Below are 18,400 nucleotides of genomic sequence, written 5' to 3'. Positions count from 1 at the left end.
ATCATATTATTTAATCGTGGAAACTTCCGGCGCAGGACACTAGAAGACCACTGAAAATCTTGAAATCATGCCCGGTTTGCAGTGGATTACCCCGATCGATTTTTACCGGCGAATCGGCATAAATCAGGCAACCCAAGCAACATCTTCAGGTCACTCCTAGCTGACTGAAGAGGCTGGCCGGAGAGGACGCGATCATGGTTTTTCGCGCGCTCGGAGGCCCCCGGGATCCACAGCCATCGTCGGCGACAGCACGCGGATAGGGTCGAAGGGTGACACAATCGCGGGACGTGAGGGTCAGGTGAAGATCACAGCGCTCGCGGGCGGCATCGGGGGATCCCGTTTCCTGCTCGGTGCGAGAGCCGCGTTACCCGACGCCGAAATCACGGTGATCGGCAACACCGGTGACGACATCACCCTGCACGGCCTGCGTATCTGCCCCGACCTCGACACCGTCATGTACACCCTCGGCGGGGGTATTTCCACCGAGCGTGGCTGGGGTCGCCACGCGGAGACGTTCACCGTGGCCGACGAATTGGCGGCCTACGGCGTCGGTCCGGCCTGGTTCGGGCTCGGTGACCGCGATCTTGCCACCCATCTCGTCCGCACGCAGATGCTTGCCGCCGGCTATTCACTCACCGACGTGACCGCGGCGCTGTGCCAACGCTGGAAGCCGGGACTGCGCCTGCTGCCGATGAGTGACGACAGGGTCGAGACACACGTGGTCATCGAAACCGACGAGGGACGGCGGGCCGTGCACTTCCAGGAGTGGTGGCTGCGGATGCGTGCCGCCACCCCGGCCAGGGAAATCATTTCGGTCGGAGCCGAGAAGGCACGACCGGCACCGGGAGTTCTCGACGCGCTCGCGAACGCCGACCTCGTGCTGCTCCCGCCGTCGAATCCGGTGGTGTCCATCGGGTCGATCCTCGCCGTGCCGGGGCTGCGGGATGCGCTGATCGGGACGCCCGCTCCCGTCGTCGGGGTGTCCCCGATCATCAGCGGTGCCCCGGTGCGCGGCATGGCGGACGCCTGCCTGCGCGCGATCAGCGTGGCCACCACCGCAGGCGCGGTCGGCGCCCACTACGGCGGGCGCGGGCACGGCGCTGCCGCCGGTGGCGCTGGCGCTGGCGCTGGCGCTGGCGGCGGGATCCTCGACGGCTGGCTGGTCGACACCGCTGACACCGGCACCGAGGTGCCCGGCGTCACCGTGAAGGCCCGGCCGCTGTTGATGACGGACGTCGAGGCGACCGTAGAGATCGTCCGTGCGGCCCTGGAGCTCGCCGGTGTCTGAGGCACTTTCCGTCACCGCCGTCACGGGGATCGGCGAGATACGTGCTGGCGACGACCTGACCACGGTCATCGCGACCGCGCTCGCCGCCCACGGCATCCCGCTGCGTGACGGCGATGTCCTCGTCGTCACCTCGAAGATCGTGTCGAAGGCCGAGGGGCGGCTGATCGCCGTCGACGGTGACCGGGAAGCCGTACGGCTGGCCGCCGTCGAGGCCGAAACCGTCCGTGAGGTGGCCGGCCGAGGGTCAACGCGGATCGTCGAGACCCGGCACGGGTTCGTGCTCGCCAACGCCGGGGTGGACGCGTCCAACGTGACCAAGGACGAGATCGCTCTGCTGCCGGTCGACCCGGACGCGAGCGCGCGGGCCCTGGTCGACGGCCTGCGGGCCCGCCTGGGCGTATCCGTGGGCGTCGTCGTCAGCGACACCGCCGGCCGGCCGTGGCGGGCCGGCCTGACCGACCACGCGATCGGTGTCGCGGGGATGGCCGCGCTGCGCAGCCACGTCGGCGACATCGACCCGTACGGCAACGAGCTGGGCATGACCGAGATCGCCGAGGCGGACGAACTGGCCGCCGCCGCCGACCTCGTCAAACGGAAGCTGTCCGGGGTGCCGGTGGCGCTCGTACGCGGTTTCCGCGCGCTCGCCGACGACGGTCGCGGGGCTCGGGCGCTGGTCCGCCCGGCAGCTGAGGACATGTTCCGGCTCGGCACCGTCGAGGCCCGGCGGTCAGCGGTCACCGCCCGGCGGACGGTCCGCGAGTTCAGCGACGCACCCGTGGATCCGCAGGCCCTCCAGCGCGCCTTTGCCGCGGCCGTGACCGCTCCTGCCCCGCACCACACGACCCCGTGGCGGTTCGTGGTCGTGACCGACGCCCGTGACCAGCTGCTGGCGAGGATGGCCGAGGCCTGGGCGGCGGACCTGCGCGCGGACGGTCTCGGCCCCGCCGCGGTCACCCGCCGGCTGGGACGCGGTGACGTCCTGCGCCGGGCACCCGTCCTGGTCGTGCCCTGCCTGGTCGCCGACGGCGCCCACAGCTATCCCGACAGCCGGCGGGCCGCCGCCGAGGAGCGGATGTTCCTGGTCGCGATGGGAGCCGGCGTGCAGAACATGCTGGTCTGCCTGGCCGCGGAGGGTCTGGGGTCATGCTGGGTGTCGAGCACCCTGTTCTGCCCGGACGTGGTCCGGGCGGTCCTGCGTCTGCCGGCGGGCTGGCAGCCCATGGGAGCGGTGGGGATCGGCCATCCAGTGCATCCACCCGGGCAACGCCCGACCCCCGATGTCACGCCGTTCGTCGTCACCAGATAACTCGTCATCACCGGATAGTCCGAACCGCGCGGCCGGAACCCCATGACCGGAACCTCGTGACCAGGACGGGGTACGGACGTGGTATTCGACACTCCGTAGGATTGGGCGCCGTGGGCAAAAAGAGCGCGGAACGCAATGCACGGCTGGATGCGCTCCGGCGCGAACAGCGACGCCAGGAGCGGCGCCGTTCCCTCCTGATCTATGGTTCCAGCGGCATCGTCGCGCTCGTGCTGCTGGCCGGCATCATCATCTACGCCGTGTCGGAGAACAGGTCACAGAACGCAAGCCACTCGATCGGCCATGTCACGTCGGCGGGCAAGGCTGCGGCAGCAGCCGGATGCACCGGGGTCGTCAACGACTCATCACGCGGTAACACCCACGTCGCGGCGAACCAGACCGTCAACTACGACGTGGCCCCGCCGTCGTCCGGTAACCACGACGCCGACCCTCTGCCGGACGCCTACCACTTCTACGAGCGCATCCCGAACCTGCGGATCGAACGCGCCGTGCACAGTCTCGAACACGGCTTCATCATCGGCTGGTACGACCCGAAGCTCCCCGACGACCAGGTCGCGGCGCTACGCACCGCCTCCGACACCGCTGGTGACCGGTTCATCGCGATTCCCTGGGAACGCGGCGACTTCCCCGACGACAAGCACTTCGTGCTCACCGCGTGGGACCGCACACAGCGATGCGCGACCGTGTCCGAGGCGGCCATCAAGGAGTTCGTGGCCACCTATGCCAACCCGGACCCCGCCGGCGCGGCATGGGACTCCCCCACCGCACCCGAGTCGGGTGCCTCCGGCGGGACCCTCAACCTGAGCCCGACCATCGCCGGCTCGGCAACCGAACCGGCCCCGGCAACCGAACCGGCCCCGGCAAGCGCATCGGCCGGGACAACCCCCGAGCCGGGGACGTCCGTCATACCGGGTTCAACGGCGCCACGCTGAGAAACGCCGAGAAGGAAGGCATGATCGGACGCCTTCGGGCGACCGGCCGGGAGGCTCGTCAGACACGATCGGAGCTGAAGCGGATCGCGCCCGCCCGCAGGACGGCATCGGGGAAGACCCGGGCGCCGGCCCGCAGCTCGTTGTCGGGTTCGATCCGCGCACGATCACCGATGACCACCCCCTCGAGGGACACCCTGTCCCCGATGACCGCGCCGGCACCCACCACCGAGCTCCGCACGGACGCGCCCTCACCAATCATCGCGCCGTCAAAAATCACCGCGCCGTCGACGGTGGCGCCGGCGCCCACCACTGCACCGGCGCCCACCACCGCACCCCCGCCGATCTTGGCGTCGACGGCGACGGACGCGCCCGGTAGCGCCAGCCAGTCACCGACGGGCCCCGGCAGCGCCGAGGAGGCGATCCGCCCCGTCACCAGGTCGCGTGAGCCCCGGATGAACGCGTCGGGCGTGCCCAGGTCCAGCCAGTAGGTGCTGTCGATGTAGCCGACCACCAGGAAGCCGGCGTCCAGCAGCCCCGGGAAGGTCTCCCGCTCGACCGAGACCGGACGGCCCGCCGGAATATCATCGATCACCGACCGGCGGAACACATAACAGCCCGCGTTGATCCGGTTGGTCGGCGGGTCGGGGGTCTTCTCCAGGAACTGGGTGACCCGGCCGTCGGCGTCGGTGGGTACGACACCGAACGCCCGTGGATCATCAACCTCGGTCAGGTGCAGGGTGACGGCCGCGTCGGTCTGGCGGTGGCGCCGCACCAGCGCAGCGATGTCCAGCCCGGAGAGGATGTCGCCGTTGAAGACGACCACGGGATCGTCCGGGCCGCCGCGCAGTCTCGACGCGACGTTGCGGATCCCGCCGCCGGTCCCGAGTGGTTCGGTCTCGGTGACGTACTCCAGCTCCAGCCCGTGGGCGCAGCCGTCCCCGAAGTACTCCTCGAACACCTCGGCCCGGTATGACGTCGCGAGGACGACACGGGTGATCCCGGCGTCACGGGCGCGGGCAAGCATGTGGGCGGTCACCGGTACACCGGCGACCGGAAGCATCGGTTTCGGTGCCGACATCGTCAACGGGCGCAGACGGCTACCCTGTCCGCCGACCAGCATCACAGCGTCCATGGCGCGTCAGTTTCGCAGAGGCCGCACTACCTAGTGCGCGATGTTCGCGTATTTCGGTGACGTCGCGTCGCGGACACCGAAGCATCAGGCCAGGTCGGCCCGCCTGCGGTGTGCCGGAGTGCGCAGCCCGGTGCTTCTGACGATGCTGAAGGGGTGGTACGCCCGTCTGCCCCCAGCTACCGGATCTCCCACGAAGGCACCCTGTCGGGCGCCGAGAGCGCCCTGGCCGGGCTGGCCCAGGGCGGGGAACCGGGCTTCGCCGCCGCCCGCACCGACGACGGGACCGCCACGCTCGCGGTATGGCTTGCCTGGCAGGCGCACGAGCCGCCCATCGCCGACGTCATACCGGTGCTGGCCAACCTGGGACTGCGCGCACGGACCCACCGCTCGCTGCCGAGCCGTCCGGGCCCGGACGGAAGCACGGTCAACCTGGACGAATACCACATGATCACCGCACCGGAGCTGGCCGACGCCGCGCTCAAACAGATGGACGGGCTGCGTGACGTCCTCAGCGGTCTCGCGCGCGGGGACGTTGACAGCGACAGCCTGGACTCGCTGGTGCTCACCGCCGGGCTCACCGCCCGTGAGGTGCGGCTGCTGCGGGCGATGTTCCGTTACCTACGGCTGGCCGGGACATCCCTGGGCACCCGGTACGCCCACCGGGTCCTGACCGCCCACCCGTCCTACGCGCACGACCTGGTGGCGCTGTTCCACGCCCGGATGGATCCGTTGCGGGCGAACCCGGCCGACACCGAGCGGCTGCGTGCGGCGCTGGAGGACGCGCTCGGATGGGTGACGGGCATCAACGACGACGCGGTCCTGCGCCGGCTGCGGGATCTCGCCCTCGCGGTCGTCCGGACGACGTTCTACTCGGTGCCCGACTCCTCGGCGTCCGACTCCTCGGTGCCCGACCATCCGGCGTCCGGCGAGATCCGGACGGTAGCCGGCGAAACGGCCCATGGGACGCCCGGCAGCATCGGGGACGCGCTCGCCTTCAAACTCGCCCCGGCCGGGCTCCCATGGCTACCCCGGCCGCTGCCGGAGGCCGAGACCTTCGTCAGCTCCACCCGGTTCGACGCGGTACACCTTCGCGGCACCCGCCTGGCCCGCGGCGGCATCCGGTGGTCCGATCGCCAGGAGGACCTGCGTACCGAGATCCTCGGCCTGATGAAGGCCCAGCGGGTCAAGAACGCCTTCATCGTGCCCGACGGGGCAAAGGGCGGGTTCGTGCTGCGACGGCCGCCGTCGGACCCCGGGGAACTCGCCCGGCTGGCCGAGTCCTGCTACACGCAGTTCATGGAGGCGCTGCTGGCCCTCATCGACAACCGGGTCGACGGCGCGACCCGGTGCCAGCCGGGGATGGTCTGCCACGACGGTCCCGACAGCTACCTGGTCGTCGCCGCCGACAAGGGCACGGCACGCTTCTCCGATCTGGCCAACCGGGTGGCGGCGGCCAACGGCTACTGGCTCGGCGACGCCTTCGCCTCAGGTGGCCGCAGCGGGTACGACCACAAGGCGTTGGGCATCACCGCCCGAGGCGTGTGGGAATCGGTCCGCCGTCACTTCGCCGAGCTCGGCGTCGACGCCGACCACGAACCCCTGACGGTCGTCGGCATCGGCGACATGTCCGGGGACGTCTTCGGCAACGGGATGCTGCTCTCCCGCCATCTCCGTCTGGTGGCCGCCTTCGACCATCGGCACATCTTCCTCGACCCCGATCCCGACCCGGCCCGGTCGTTCGCCGAACGCCGGCGGCTGGCGTCGCTTCCGTCGAGCAGCTGGGACGACTACGACCGGACGGCCCTGTCGGCCGGCGGGGGTGTCTTCCCGCTGTCGTCCAAGCGGATCGAGCTGACCGACGAGGTGCGGGAACTGCTCGGCGTCGGCGAGGACACGCTGCCCGCCGACGCCGTGGTCCGGGCGATCCTGCGCGCACCGGTCGACCTGCTGTGGAACGGCGGGGTGGGCACCTGGGTGAAGGCCAGCGGGCAGGACCACGCCTCGGTCGGGGACAAGGCCCGCGACGGGATGCGGGTCGACGCTCGGCAGCTGCGCTGCCGGGTCGTGGCCGAGGGTGGCAACCTCGGCCTCACCGACGCCGCCCGGATCGAGTTCGCCCTGCGCGGCGGACGCTGCAACACCGACTTCGTGGACAACTCCGGCGGCGTCGACTGCTCCGACCGCGAAGTCAACATCAAGATCGGCCTCGAGCTGGCCGTCGGGAAAGGCGTGATCGATCGGGCCGAACGCGAGCGGCTGCTGGCCACCGCCACCGGCGACGTCGTCCGGGCGGTCCTGGTCAACTGCGCCCGCCAGGCCCTGGCGCTGAGCGCGGCGGAACGCCATGTCACGACCACGGCGGACGGGCTGTCCCGGTTCATCGACCATCTGGTCGAGACCGGTGAGCTCGACTTGGACGTCGAGACCCTCCCGGATGCCGACGAGATGGCCGCCCGGGTCACCGCGGGACGCACCTACACGCGGCCGGAGATCGCCATCCTGCACGCCTACGCCAAACGGACGGTCGCCCACGCGCTGCTGGACGCGGCTCTTCCCGACGATCCGGCACTCGAACCCACCCTGGACGCCTACCTGCCGGCGCCCCTGCGGACGGGGCTGCGCGAGCAGTTCGACCATCACCCGTTGCGGCGGGAGATCGTCGCTTCCCAGCTCACCAACTCGATCATCGACCGGGTCGGCGCCGGCTTCCTGCACCGCATGCGGGAGCTGACCGGCGCGGACACGGTCCAGAGCACGCGTGCGTTCGTCATCACCCGCAACCTGCTCGGCCTCACCGACATCTGGGACGCCCTCGACGCGCACTGCCTCGGCGAAGACCTCCGTGAGGGCCTGGGTAAGGGCCTGGGTGAGGGCCTGGGTAAGGGCAGCCGCCCGCGCCCGACCGTGGGTTCCACCGACCCGGCCGCCGAGGCCCTGTTGCACTGCCACTTCGTCCAGGAGGAGGCCACGCTGTGGCTGCTGCGCTCCCGCCGGTCGCCCCTGGACATCACGGCCGAAACCACCCGCTACGCCGAGGGGATGGCCGAGGTCGCCGCGGCGTTGCCCACGGTGCTGGCCACCGTCGGGTCCGACCAGGAACTGACCGCCGTCCTGCGGTTTGCCGAACAGCTCTACGAACGCGGCCTGCCCGCACGGCTGGCCGAACGCATAGCTTGGTTGGACGCGATGAGCCCGGCCCTGGACATCGTCGACGTGGCCCTGCGTAACGACCTTGAGCCGGGTGACGTGCTGCACGCTCACACCGCCATCGGGACGAGGCTGGGGCTCGGCCGCCTCGGCCTGGCGCACCTGATCGGCCGCGGCGCACAACCACCCGGCCAGTCACGCTGGGAGCACATGGCCGCCGCGACCCTGCGGGCGGACGTCGCCCGGGCCCGCTCGGAGCTGACCGAGGCCGCCATGGCCGCACCCGAGTTCGATCTGGACGCGGCCATCGACCGGATCACCACCGGTGCCCGGGCGGACCGGGTGCGCGCCATCGTCGAGGAGGCGACCGCGGCTCCCCGCCTCACCAGCGCGATGATCTCCGTCGTGGCCGGCCGGCTGAACGAACTCGTCCCGATGCGGTAGAGCTCATCCCGATGCGGTGACCGACCCCGGTTCGGGCGCGGCCTCGGGCCAGGTCCCCCCACGGGCCGGGTCCGTGTTCCGAGCCGGATCGGCGTCGCGAACCGGATCGGCGTCGCGAGCCGGATCGGCGCTTCGGGCCGGGAGGGCGTCGGTGGATTGAGTCGCGCGGGCACCCGCGCTGTCGTCGGCGAGCGCCACGGCCACCAGCAGGCGCAGGCCGAGTCCCACCCCGAGCAGGACCCGAAGCGGCAGGTGGCACGGTGTCGAGTACTGCCGGGACAGATACCGGAACATGCTGCGGTGATGGGCGATCACCATGCGACGGGAGGTACGCCTCGTCGAGTGGCCGCCTAGATGCTCCACGACCGCGGTCGGTACGTAGACCTGCTGCCAGCCGAGCAGCCCGAGCCGCCGGCCCAGGTCCACGTCCTCCATGAACATGAAGTACGCCTCGTCGAATCCGTCGACCGCCTCGAACGCCTGGCGCCGCAGCACCTGGCATGCTCCGGACAGCCAACCGGCGGTCGTCTCGACCAGTGCACCACCCTCGCGGCGGTAGGCCGCCGTCCACGGGTTGGTCGGCCAGCACCAGCCGAACAGAGCGTGACCGATCCCACGCCACAATGAGGGAAGCTCGCGGGCCGACGGGTAGAGCACACCCCCCGGATTGGTGATCGCCGGGCCGAAGGCACCGGCCCCCGGCCAGCGCTCGGACGCCTCCATCAGCGCGTCGAGCGATCCCGGCGTGAACGTGATGTCGGCGTTGGCCACGACCAGCCACGGGGCGCTGCTACCGGCCGCGCCGCGGTTGACCGCCGTCCCGTAACCGAGGTTGCGCCCGGTGCGCAACAGCCGGACCTCGCCGCGCTCGGCCACGGCGGCCGTGCCCGCGTCCAGCACCGGCGAGTTGTCCACCACGACGACCTCGTAGGGCAGCGACGTGGCCTTGGCCAGGGAGTCCACGAAGGGGCCGAGCACCTGACCCGAGTGGAACGCCACGACCACCACGCACAGCTGCGGCTGCGCATCCACGGGACCCGGGCTGTCAGGCCTGTCGTGCTGTGGCTGCGTCAAGGCTGCCTCGTTCTGTGCGCTCACTGACCGCCCTCTTCGTCCCTGCTCGCCGTGTGCATATGCGATTGCAACGCCCGGGTCAGGATGCCACCGGCAGGGCCGCGGTCAGGTTCCGGGGTCAAGCGGTCGGGGTCAGATGGCGCGAGGTCGGACGATCGGGTGGCCGGCCACCGGTAGGGCCGGGAACATCGGTGGGGCCGGGAACATCGGTAGGGTAAGGAACATCGGTCGGGTCAGGATGCGGCGGCCCGCGCGTAGCTCGCCAGGTGTGCCTCGGCGCTCGCCGCCCAGGTGAACTCCCGGGCCCGTGCCAGACCGGCCACCGCCAGCGACTCGCGCCGCTGTGCGTCGTCGAGCAGCGCGCTCATCTCGCGGGCAATCGAGTCGACGTCGGGCTGGGTGTAGGCGACAGCATCACCGCCGACTTCCGGCAGGGAGAGGCGGGGGGTCGTCAGTACCGGTGCGCCGCAGGCCATCGCCTCCAGCACCGGCAGCCCGAAACCCTCGCCGTGGGACGGGTAGGCGACCAGCGACGCCCCGCCCAGGTAGCCGGGAAGGTCGGAGAAGCGCAGGTAGCCGGGACGAACGACCTTCAGGTTGGACGGGACCGAGGCGACCGCGGCATCCACGTCGTCGTCCCAGCCCGAGCCGCCGGCGAGCACCAGTGCGGGCGGGTCCGCCCGGTCGTGCACGGCCTCGGCCCAGCCGCGGATCAGGTTCGGCACGTTCTTGCGGGGTTCGAGCATCCCGAGGAACGCGACGTAACGGCTCTCACCCAGACCGAGCCGCAGCCGGACCCTGCGCTTGTCCTCGTCGGTGGGCGGGTGGAAGGTCGCGGTCTCCACCCCGTGATAGGCGACGTCGGTCGTGGTCGAGTCCCCGTCGAGGACCCGGACGAGCTCGTCACGGGTGGCCTTGGACGGAACGATGATCCGGTTGGCCTTGCGCACGGCGGTGCGCATCGCCGACCGGAAGAACGTTCCCTTTACGGCGGTGTGCATCTCCGGCTCTGTGAAGAACGTGACATCGTGGATGGTCACGCATACGGGCTGGGAGGTACGCAGCGGCATCGTGTAGTGCGGCGAATGGATGACCTGCGCACCGACCTGGTAGGCGACCAGCGGCAGCCCGGTCTGTTCCCAGGCCAGGCGTGCGGGCCGGTGGGCGATCGCCGCCGGCCCCGCCACCACGTTGGTGTGCGGGGCTATCCGGCCGTACCGCTCGTAGTCTGATCGTTGACAGACCAACGCGAGGTCGGCGCCAGCCGCATCCAAGGCCGCCACCAGCCCGTCGACATAACGACCGACGCCACCGCGATCAGCTGGGACCGCAGTGGCGTCGACGAGCACCCGGGGAGACACGGCGCTCCTTCCGACTGGCGGCATGTTACTTACCGCTAGGTTCTTTGAGGCCACCGACGCCGCGTGAAGCGACCCCGACGGATCGCCTCTGATCCGTCCGGCCCTGCCGATCACATCGACTGCGGCCCGCAGGCAAGCCTACGCCCGCGCCCGATCCCCGAGGGTCACCCCGTCGAGAACTCCCGGGAGCCGGTAAGTCGACGGTAAAGGGACCAGACCGATTCCGCTGCCCCGTTCCAGGTAAATGCCGCCGCTCTCGCTCGTCCGTCCGTGCCCAGTCGGCGACGCAACGCCTCGTCGCCGACAACGGACGCGGTGGCGCGGGCCAGCGCCGCCGCGTCGCCCACCGCCACGGTCACGATCGCGGGTCCGCCGACCTCGACAAACGCGGGAATGTCGGAGGCGATCACGGGGACGCCGTGGGCCATCGCCTCGACGAGCGGCAGCCCGAAACCCTCCGAGCGGCTCGGCGCGAGCAGCGCGGTCGCCCGTGACAGCACGACGGCGAGGTCGGCGTCGTGCAGGCGCCCGAGCAGCCGCAGCCGGGTGGGGTCGAGACCGAGGCGGGCGGCCTCGACCCGCAGGTCCAGCCCGCCCCAGCCCGGCGAGCCGACATGTACCAGCGGCAGGTCGGGCGCGGCCGGGTCGCGCAGCGCGGCGAGCACCGTGTCCAGGCCCTTGCGCGGCTCCAGGGTGGCAAGGGTGAGCAGATATCCGCCGTCGGGGAGGCCGAGACGCCCGGCGCGGGCGGCGGCGTCCGCCGGGACCTGCCCGACCGCCTCGCTCACCCCCTCACCGATGATGTGCAGCCGGTCGGCCGGGATCGGCAGATGCGCCCGGATGCCGGCGGCGACGGCCCTGGTGGGGACGATCACGGCGTCGGCGTGGCGGGCCGCCCGGACGCCCATCCGCCGGTGCCAGCGGGCACCGTGCGGGGTGAGGGTGTGCGCATGGGTCCACGGCACGGCGTCGTGGATCGTGACGACCAGCGGCACCCCGGGCCGCCGGGGCGGGACGAGCAGGGTGGGAGCGTGGACGATGTCCACGCCGGTCGGCGCCGGGCCGTGGCCGCGCTGCCAGGCGGCGGCAAGACCCCGGCGGGGAAGCGGCAGCCGGATGGGACCGAGGACGCCCGGCACGGCCGCTCCGGCCATGTCGGCCTCCGGACGCCAGGCGCACCAGCTGACGACGGCCTCGCCCGGCCTCGCCGTCCGGACGAGCGCGGCGGCGAGCTCCGCCGCATACCGCCCGGTCCCGCCGGGCACCGACGCCAGCATCTGGTCGACGAGGAATCCAACACGCACGGAGGAGCATTTTCCCGGCACACCACCAGCCCCCTGACGGCCGGTGCCGTAGTGGATGGCCTCGTGGCGGACGGCCCCGTGGTGGACGCTCCCCTGGCTGACGGTCCTGTCGCGGCCGGTCCTGTGGCGGACGGTCACGGCTGCCGCTTGCGGGCGTGGATCAGCACCACACTGCCGTGGCCGTCGGGGTTGCGCCGGTCGGAACGGGCGACGATCGGTGACAGCGGAGCCGCCGCGTTCCAGCCGGCCCGCCCGCCCTTGGCCGACAGCGTCAGGTAAAGCCGCTCGGCCCGCCGCGAGCGGAACATGTAGGTTTGGCGCACGACCGTCAGACCGCGCTCGTCCAGCAGCTTCACCAAGTGGTCGCCGGTGTAGGTCTGTTTGACGTGATACCGCTCCCGGTGCCGGGCGAACAGGTCCGGCCACTGGTCGGCGCGGGTGAGGGCGTCCGCGGACATGACGAGGTCCCCGCCCGGTCTGAGCACCCGGGCCATCTCCGCGAGCGCGGACGGGCCGTCGTCGAAGTGCTCGATCGCACAGACCGACATCACCACGTCGAAGGATCCCTCCGCGAACGGCAGGGCCAGGGCGTCCCCCTCGACGAGCGCGGGACGCCCATGCAGCCGGCGGCCGAACTCCAGCTTGCCGCGGGCGAGGTCGAGGCAGACCGCCCGAGCTCCCCGGCGCACCGCCCGGCCGGCCCAGTACCCGTCGCCGCCGGCGACGTCCAGGACGGTCCGCCCGGCCAGTTCACCCGCCCACGCCAGCAGCGTGCCGGCCTCGCGGCGGCGCATGACATGCACCTGGTGGCCGGCATAGGCCAGCGCCTGGTCACGCAACGGGCCCACCGGCGAGCCCTTCGGAGCCACCCGCGTCATGGGCGACAGTCTGCCCCGGCCCGGACACGGCCGCCGTACCGCCCCCGGTGGACCCGCCCGCCAGGTCGCCCCCGCGATGCCAGGTGAACAGCACAGACGCCAGGTGAACAGCACAACGGTCTCGTGCGCACCGACAGGACACAGAAGATCGACTTCATCCTGTCGAACTTCCTCAATGCCAGCACCGACAAAACGATCATGTACGGTCCGCCGGAGGAAAATCCGGCCTCAGGACTGCCGGGTGGGCCATATCAGCCCTCAGCGCGACCGGACCGCTTACCGATTGTGGGACGTTTGCAGAATCATGATGTTCGTGTCGAGCAGTCCCTGCGCATGGTCACCGGCCATAGGGGTCGTCCGGTTCCTGATCGGCCGTGGCGTCCTGGTCAGCCCGAAAAGCGTCCAGGGAGATGTCGGGGGCGCTGCGGGACATCGCCGCGAACTCGCTGCGCGGGACGAACCGCCTGCGTCGCCACAACGGGATCAGTTCACCGATCCGATGTCCGTCGCGGGTGACCGTGAATGCCTGGCCACCCTGAACCGCGTCCATGATCTCCCTGGACCTGTTGCGCAGGTCACGCTGGATGATCTCTGGCTGCGCGCTCGTACCACTCACGATATCCCGCTGGCGCCACAAGGTGCTACCAGGTAGCACACAATGCCGCGGACACCAGCCCAGCCCCCATCCGCTGCCGTGATTGTGTTGCTGATCATGGGTCTCCTCGCCGGCCGGCGATCCTCGGGGCGTGCCTGGTCATGAGAACCGAGGTAAAGGACGCGGTCGCGGCACCGAGCTCGGCATCGAAGCGGACGATGGCACTCGACGCCTCATCGGCCAGCGCCGTGGCAGCGGCGGGGATCAGCGGTGTCCGGTCAGCGATGGCAAGCACGAGCGCGGCCCGGTACGGGCCGGCGTGACGCCGCCGCGCACGTGCCGAGACCAGTTCCTCGGGGATCTCCGAAACCCAGCCGCACTCCTCCCACCCGAGGCTTGGCCAGTTGTCACCGACACGGTCTGCGCCAGCGTTGCCACCGGGTCGCTGGTGATGCTGATCTGACACCACAGTTCGACCGTACGGTCAGATAGGAGCTAAGTGAAACTAAGGACACCCCTTGGAGTCAGATACCCGCCTGGGCCGGGCCCGCCATCCCCACCTTGTCACCGAGACGGAACAGCTGGCTGCCGTCGGCGGTCCCGACATTGAACCGGTCGTGCGGGTAGAGCCTGTAGGTATCCAGCGTGCTGATGTCGCAGGAGCATCCGTGCGCAAACCGTCCCAGCGACCTGGGCGAGAGCCCCCCAGCCTGGATGCGCTGGATCGAGCTCAGCTCTCGGCCCGCGCCGAGTCCAGTCTTTGCAGGAGCTTCTTGGCGAGCGATCGGAAGTCGTGGTAGCACCGGTTGACAAGCGTCTGGGTACTGCCGAGCGCGCCGTCTGCGGTTCTCAGGTCGAACATCGGCTTGCGCGCATCGTGCGAGAGCGGCATCAGGCTCTGATAATTGCGTAGCGTTGCGATTTCATACGATCTGGGGCTTGTGTTCGCCTCCGGTTCATCCAGCACGGCCGACGCGAAGACCTGAGGAATGCGGTCGAGCCATCGCTGGTACGCCTTGACGGGGCGGTCCAAGCGCATCGTCGGCTGCATGATGACGTAACCGAGGGGAGTCATTCGCCCAGGCGGTGCATCGATCCCGGGTGGGAGGTCCGGGAGTACCTTGCCGTGCCAGGTCCTCCGCCACATCCGGAGGGTCGGTCCAAGGTTTCGCAGTCCTCGGAGGGAGAACAGATCCGCCGCCAGCGGAACGAGCACAGTGTCGGCGGCGAGCAGAGCCGCCCGATTGATTGCGCCGAGATTCGGACCGACATCGATAAGCACGACATCGGCCCTGACCTGTCGAGCGGCAACCTGAATGATCCGGTAGAACGCCGTTGTCGTCCGCAGCGCAGCGGGGTCCCCGGTGAAGCCCTTGGGCCAGGCTTCGCTCAACCGATCCTCGAAAGCGCTCAACGTCAGGTCACCGGCAAGCAACCAGAGCCCGTCCGCGATCTGTTCGGGCTCACACGGACGAATGTCCCCCATGCCTTCCATGATTGGCCTGACAGCGGCAGCGACCGTAGTAGCGCTGTCGGCGTCGCCCTGCCCGGCCGACCACGTTGACCCGTTGGACTCCCGCCAGATCAGCTCGAGTTTCTCTTCATCAAGAAAGGCTGCCGTCAGATTTGACTGGGGATCCAGGTCCACGGCAAGAACATTTTTCCCGAGCCGCTGGAGCATGTGCGCGAGGTGGTAGGTGAGGGTCGTCTTCCCCACCCCACCCTTGTTGTTGAACAGCACCACCGAGATCACGTCGCGCTCCTCAGGGTCACGGTCCACGAGGCGTCATCGACGATGAACTCAGGTTCAGGATTGCCGTTCCGGCGCAATGAAGCCCGGACACGCCCGATACCCCGGCCGAACTGGTTGACGTATCCCAGCGACTTCATCGCGGCGGCAAGTGAGGGGTTCCGATAGTCATTGACCCGGTCGAAGTTGTCTGACCGGACCTGGCCGAACGGTCCGCCGGGATTGGTCACCTCGATCCGGTCATCGAACCAGGCAACGCGGACCGGCGCGTTCGACGACTCGTAGTTGCGGTGCATGATCGCGTTCATGCACACCTCTCGGAGCGCCTCGATCGGGTAGTCCGGCCTCGGCTCCTCGCGAAACCCGCTTACCTCGATCAGTCGTGTGTGCAGGTGTCCCTTGAACAGGGTCTCCAGCCGCTCCGCCGCGTTGATGACATTGACCCGGAACTCCTGCTCATCCAAGACGACACCACTGACATCGATCTCCTCGTACCGGATGAACTGGACGTAGGCGCCGGGAATCTGCGCGCTCGGGTCCAGTCCGACGACGAGGAGACCAAGGACGGTCGGGGTGCCATCGGTGTCGGCGAGTCGCAGTGACGCCAGCTGCTGCTCGGTCGGCCGACCGTTCTCGTCCAGGACCGACGGGTCGACCGCGGAGCGTAGGTAGTCCGACCGGAAGAGACCGAGGTCGAGGTCGTCGGTGGTGCTGCCTGCGACGGGACGGACGTCGAACGGCGTCTCAAAGGAGCGCCGCCGCTCGGAGAGCACCCGCTCGTCGTCGCGGGTCGCCCTGCGGGTTGACGGTCCCGGCCGCACCCAGACGACGTTGTCGAACCGGACCGGCGGGGTGCGGGACGCACTGACGTCGATCTGGACGACCGGTTGCCCCTGATACACCGCCCGGCTCACCACCATCGAAGGCCGGTCCAGAATCCTCCCCTCGTCGCGGATGCTGGTGAGCCCGAGCAGCGCCTGATCCGAGGTGTCGACCTGCTCGACCGGCCTACCAGACTTGTCGACGCCGATGATCAGGAATCCGCGGCCCAGCCCCGGCAGATCGTTGGCCAGAGCACAGATCGCCTCGCGGATGGCGTTACGGTCCCTGATCTCCCGTTTGAACTCCAGGTTGGCAGTCTCCTGGGTGCCCAGGGTCGTCGCAAGATCTGTTCCCATGACGCCGATTTTGTCCTACCCGTCGTAGGAAGATGTTGTCAGCACGGACCGCGTTGCACCCGATGCCGCTCGTCTCGGCCCGGATCAGGGCGTGGTGCTTGCCGGATGTCGAGATCGAGGTCGAGGAACTGGAACCTGGTCGACCCGGTCGAGTGCTTCCCCCAGCGGACCATCGGATCTCGATCCTAGCCAGGGATCCGGCCGGTTCACCGAGCGGACGAGAAACGTCGTGACGGCAGCGCAGAACGAAGCCCGCGGGCAAGGACGAGATCCGCCCCGAACACCTGGTGCCGGGGCTCCTGCACGAGCCGGAGGCGCTGGCCGCGGGGTCGATCGTCACGCAGGGCATGCCACTGGAAACCGTCCGGCAGACCATGACCGCGACGCTGCGCCGGCGGCCGAGCAGGTGCCTGCCATACGCGGAGCGGGCGCGCAAGCTGCGCATGGCAGGCTGCAAGACGGGCCGGCATCTCGACGACGAACCGCTACCCGGCCCCGACCCGCGCACCGACGACGCGAGACCCCTCGTCCAACTCCACGCGGCCACCCGCCGGCAGTCCGAAGCGAAACCTCATCCGTCGCGGACAAGCTGGAGCGCGGAGTGTGATGAGTGTATCGAGGTTAAACTTTCGCCATACGTTCTCGCCGGGCGAGACACGGTGCTTGCAGTGAAGGCGGGCGTGATTCGAGAGACCGTGATGCGAGAGACCAGGTGGATGCCGGCCGGGCACCGGGCGAGTCGGGCGGCCTGACTATGCGAGCGTCGGAGCGCCCGTGGAGCGGGCGCAGCGTCGCTTCTCGTGGCTCACTCAAGATCTTCTACTCCTACGCTCACGAGGACGAGCCGATCCTGGCGAAGCTACACAAGCACCTCGCGCCACTTCGTCATGAGCAGATCGTCGCGGACTGGTATGACCGCGAGCTTCTGCCCGGGGCCGGCTGGGACTCGGAGATCAGCTCTCGCCTCGAGTCAGCGGACATAGTAATCGCTCTCCTGTCCGCGGACTTCGTCGCCTCGGAGTACGCGTATGGCCGGGAGCTGCGTAGGGCGCTTGAGCTGCACGATCGAGACAGCTTGGCGCTGGTTCCCGTGGTCGTTCGCCCATGTCGCTGGGAACACCTGCCGGTCGCGTGCCTACAGGTACTGCCTGAAGATACAAAGCCGATCACTAGCTGGGGAGAGCCGGACCGGGCATACCTAGGGCCGTTGCCTATCCGGACGTGCCCACTCTGTCGTCGCGCATCAACCCGACGACTACCGCCCACCCCCAGGCCGCACGTGCCCACCGTCAATGACGCGCTGCTAGCCCACCGTGCTCACGCAACACGGCGCGGAACACCCGAAGAGCCGGGCGTGTCACCCTCAGGCCCCTCATACCCCGCGAACATCACCCATCGTGACCAGTGCCGGGCGCCCCACAGCCAGCTATCAAGCCCAAGTCGTTGGCATTGCACCGGCAGAGCCAGCGGCCGAGCCGGAGTGAACCTTTAACCAAGCCCGGGGCGGTTCAGTTCACTTTATGGATTCTTACGATGTTTCGCGACATCAACATGTGATTCTCGCGCGCTCAACCGCACCCACCCCCCTGATGTGTATCCGATACAAACGACGGCAATCTTCTCCCCCACCCGCGGCCAATCAGAAGGAGCTATTGGCAGGTCAGAAATGAGCACACTATCAACGAATCCATCCTCGCCTGAGGATACTCTTACTCTTAATCCATAGGGCATATGATCCATAACGGAAGCCTGATCCAAATCCCATTTTTCAAGCTTGCTCATCGTATTCCCTACTCGCCACTCCATGGAAATCTTGGGAAAACGTTGAACTCACTGAAGATCTCCCTGCGAATCACATACTCAAGATGCTCTTCAGTCAACCCCTCCCATACTTCAATATTACCAGAAGCAATGTTTTTCTGCAGCCATTTAGTTGGCACGTCGGCCCCGCGGCGTAGGTCACCGCGGTGAGCTGACCAGCATCGTCATACCC

15 protein-coding genes are annotated in these 18,400 nt (G+C 69.2%); 6 read left to right on the top strand and 9 right to left on the bottom strand.

What is annotated here, in order from left to right:
• Positions 1-298 precede the first annotated feature (298 nt).
• The 3 genes from cofD (at position 299) to CV1CTNOD_RS05390 (ending at position 3,544) form a co-directional block, all read left to right on the top strand.
• On the top strand, positions 299-1,288 hold the full coding sequence (gene cofD / locus CV1CTNOD_RS05400; RefSeq protein ID WP_131785051.1) for a 2-phospho-L-lactate transferase: 990 nt from the start codon (positions 299-301) through the stop codon (positions 1,286-1,288).
• Positions 1,260-2,594 (top strand): coenzyme F420-0:L-glutamate ligase, encoded by a 1,335-nt coding sequence (locus CV1CTNOD_RS05395; protein WP_431607072.1) that lies wholly within the window; start codon positions 1,260-1,262, stop codon positions 2,592-2,594. The genes cofD and CV1CTNOD_RS05395 overlap by 29 nt, the downstream gene beginning before the upstream one ends.
• 110 nt (positions 2,595-2,704) lie before the next feature.
• Positions 2,705-3,544: a DUF3105 domain-containing protein gene (locus CV1CTNOD_RS05390; RefSeq protein WP_131785049.1), complete on the top strand. Its 840-nt coding sequence runs from the start codon at positions 2,705-2,707 to the stop codon at positions 3,542-3,544.
• Positions 3,545-3,602: 58 nt separating this feature from the next.
• On the opposite strand, the gene CV1CTNOD_RS05385 is transcribed toward CV1CTNOD_RS05390, so the two are convergent.
• Positions 3,603-4,676, bottom strand: a complete 1,074-nt coding sequence (locus CV1CTNOD_RS05385) for a sugar phosphate nucleotidyltransferase (RefSeq protein WP_131769635.1) — start codon at positions 4,674-4,676, stop codon at positions 3,603-3,605.
• 153 nt (positions 4,677-4,829) lie between these two features.
• Between CV1CTNOD_RS05385 and CV1CTNOD_RS05380 the strand changes: the two genes are divergently transcribed.
• Entirely contained in the window at positions 4,830-8,267 is a 3,438-nt protein-coding gene (locus CV1CTNOD_RS05380) for an NAD-glutamate dehydrogenase domain-containing protein (protein ID WP_131785048.1), read from the top strand.
• A 3-nt stretch (positions 8,268-8,270) separates the two neighbouring features.
• Here the strand turns inward: CV1CTNOD_RS05380 and CV1CTNOD_RS05375 are convergent, their stop codons facing one another.
• The 8 genes from CV1CTNOD_RS05375 to CV1CTNOD_RS05340 form a co-directional block, all read right to left on the bottom strand.
• Positions 8,271-9,299: a glycosyltransferase family 2 protein gene (locus tag CV1CTNOD_RS05375; RefSeq protein ID WP_131785060.1), complete on the bottom strand. Its 1,029-nt coding sequence runs from the start codon at positions 9,297-9,299 to the stop codon at positions 8,271-8,273.
• A gap of 275 nt (positions 9,300-9,574) precedes the next feature.
• Positions 9,575-10,726: a glycosyltransferase family 4 protein gene (locus CV1CTNOD_RS05370; protein WP_347402897.1), complete on the bottom strand. Its 1,152-nt coding sequence runs from the start codon at positions 10,724-10,726 to the stop codon at positions 9,575-9,577.
• Between the two features lie 140 nt (positions 10,727-10,866).
• On the bottom strand, positions 10,867-12,006 hold the full coding sequence (locus CV1CTNOD_RS05365; protein WP_131785059.1) for a glycosyltransferase family 4 protein: 1,140 nt from the start codon (positions 12,004-12,006) through the stop codon (positions 10,867-10,869).
• A 134-nt stretch (positions 12,007-12,140) separates the two neighbouring features.
• A complete protein-coding gene (locus CV1CTNOD_RS05360) occupies positions 12,141-12,854 on the bottom strand; it encodes a class I SAM-dependent methyltransferase (RefSeq protein ID WP_131785058.1) in 714 nt (237 codons plus the stop codon).
• A gap of 367 nt (positions 12,855-13,221) precedes the next feature.
• A complete protein-coding gene (locus tag CV1CTNOD_RS05355) occupies positions 13,222-13,434 on the bottom strand; it encodes a prevent-host-death protein (RefSeq protein WP_207386206.1) in 213 nt (70 codons plus the stop codon).
• Between the two features lie 160 nt (positions 13,435-13,594).
• Entirely contained in the window at positions 13,595-13,948 is a 354-nt protein-coding gene (locus CV1CTNOD_RS05350) for a hypothetical protein (protein WP_131785045.1), read from the bottom strand.
• 261 nt (positions 13,949-14,209) lie between these two features.
• A complete protein-coding gene (locus CV1CTNOD_RS05345) occupies positions 14,210-15,232 on the bottom strand; it encodes a ParA family protein (protein WP_131785044.1) in 1,023 nt (340 codons plus the stop codon).
• The gene (locus CV1CTNOD_RS05340) at positions 15,229-16,407 is read right to left on the bottom strand and encodes an ATP-binding protein (protein ID WP_131785043.1); all 1,179 of its coding nucleotides are present in this window, start codon (positions 16,405-16,407) and stop codon (positions 15,229-15,231) included. Before CV1CTNOD_RS05340 ends, CV1CTNOD_RS05345 begins: the two co-directional genes overlap by 4 nt.
• 287 nt (positions 16,408-16,694) lie before the next feature.
• On the opposite strand from CV1CTNOD_RS05340, the gene CV1CTNOD_RS28120 reads away from it, so the two are divergent.
• A complete protein-coding gene (locus CV1CTNOD_RS28120) occupies positions 16,695-17,159 on the top strand; it encodes a hypothetical protein (protein ID WP_207386205.1) in 465 nt (154 codons plus the stop codon).
• 2 nt (positions 17,160-17,161) lie between these two features.
• Positions 17,162-17,899: a toll/interleukin-1 receptor domain-containing protein gene (locus CV1CTNOD_RS28115; RefSeq protein ID WP_131785042.1), complete on the top strand. Its 738-nt coding sequence runs from the start codon at positions 17,162-17,164 to the stop codon at positions 17,897-17,899.
• The last annotated feature ends 501 nt before the right edge of the window (positions 17,900-18,400 follow it).

This window comes from Protofrankia symbiont of Coriaria ruscifolia, from assembly GCF_900634745.1.
Lineage (GTDB): Bacteria > Actinomycetota > Actinomycetes > Frankiales > Frankiaceae > Protofrankia > Protofrankia californiensis.
Note: the sequence above shows the minus strand (reverse complement) of the source record. Positions and strands in the feature narration are given on the sequence as shown.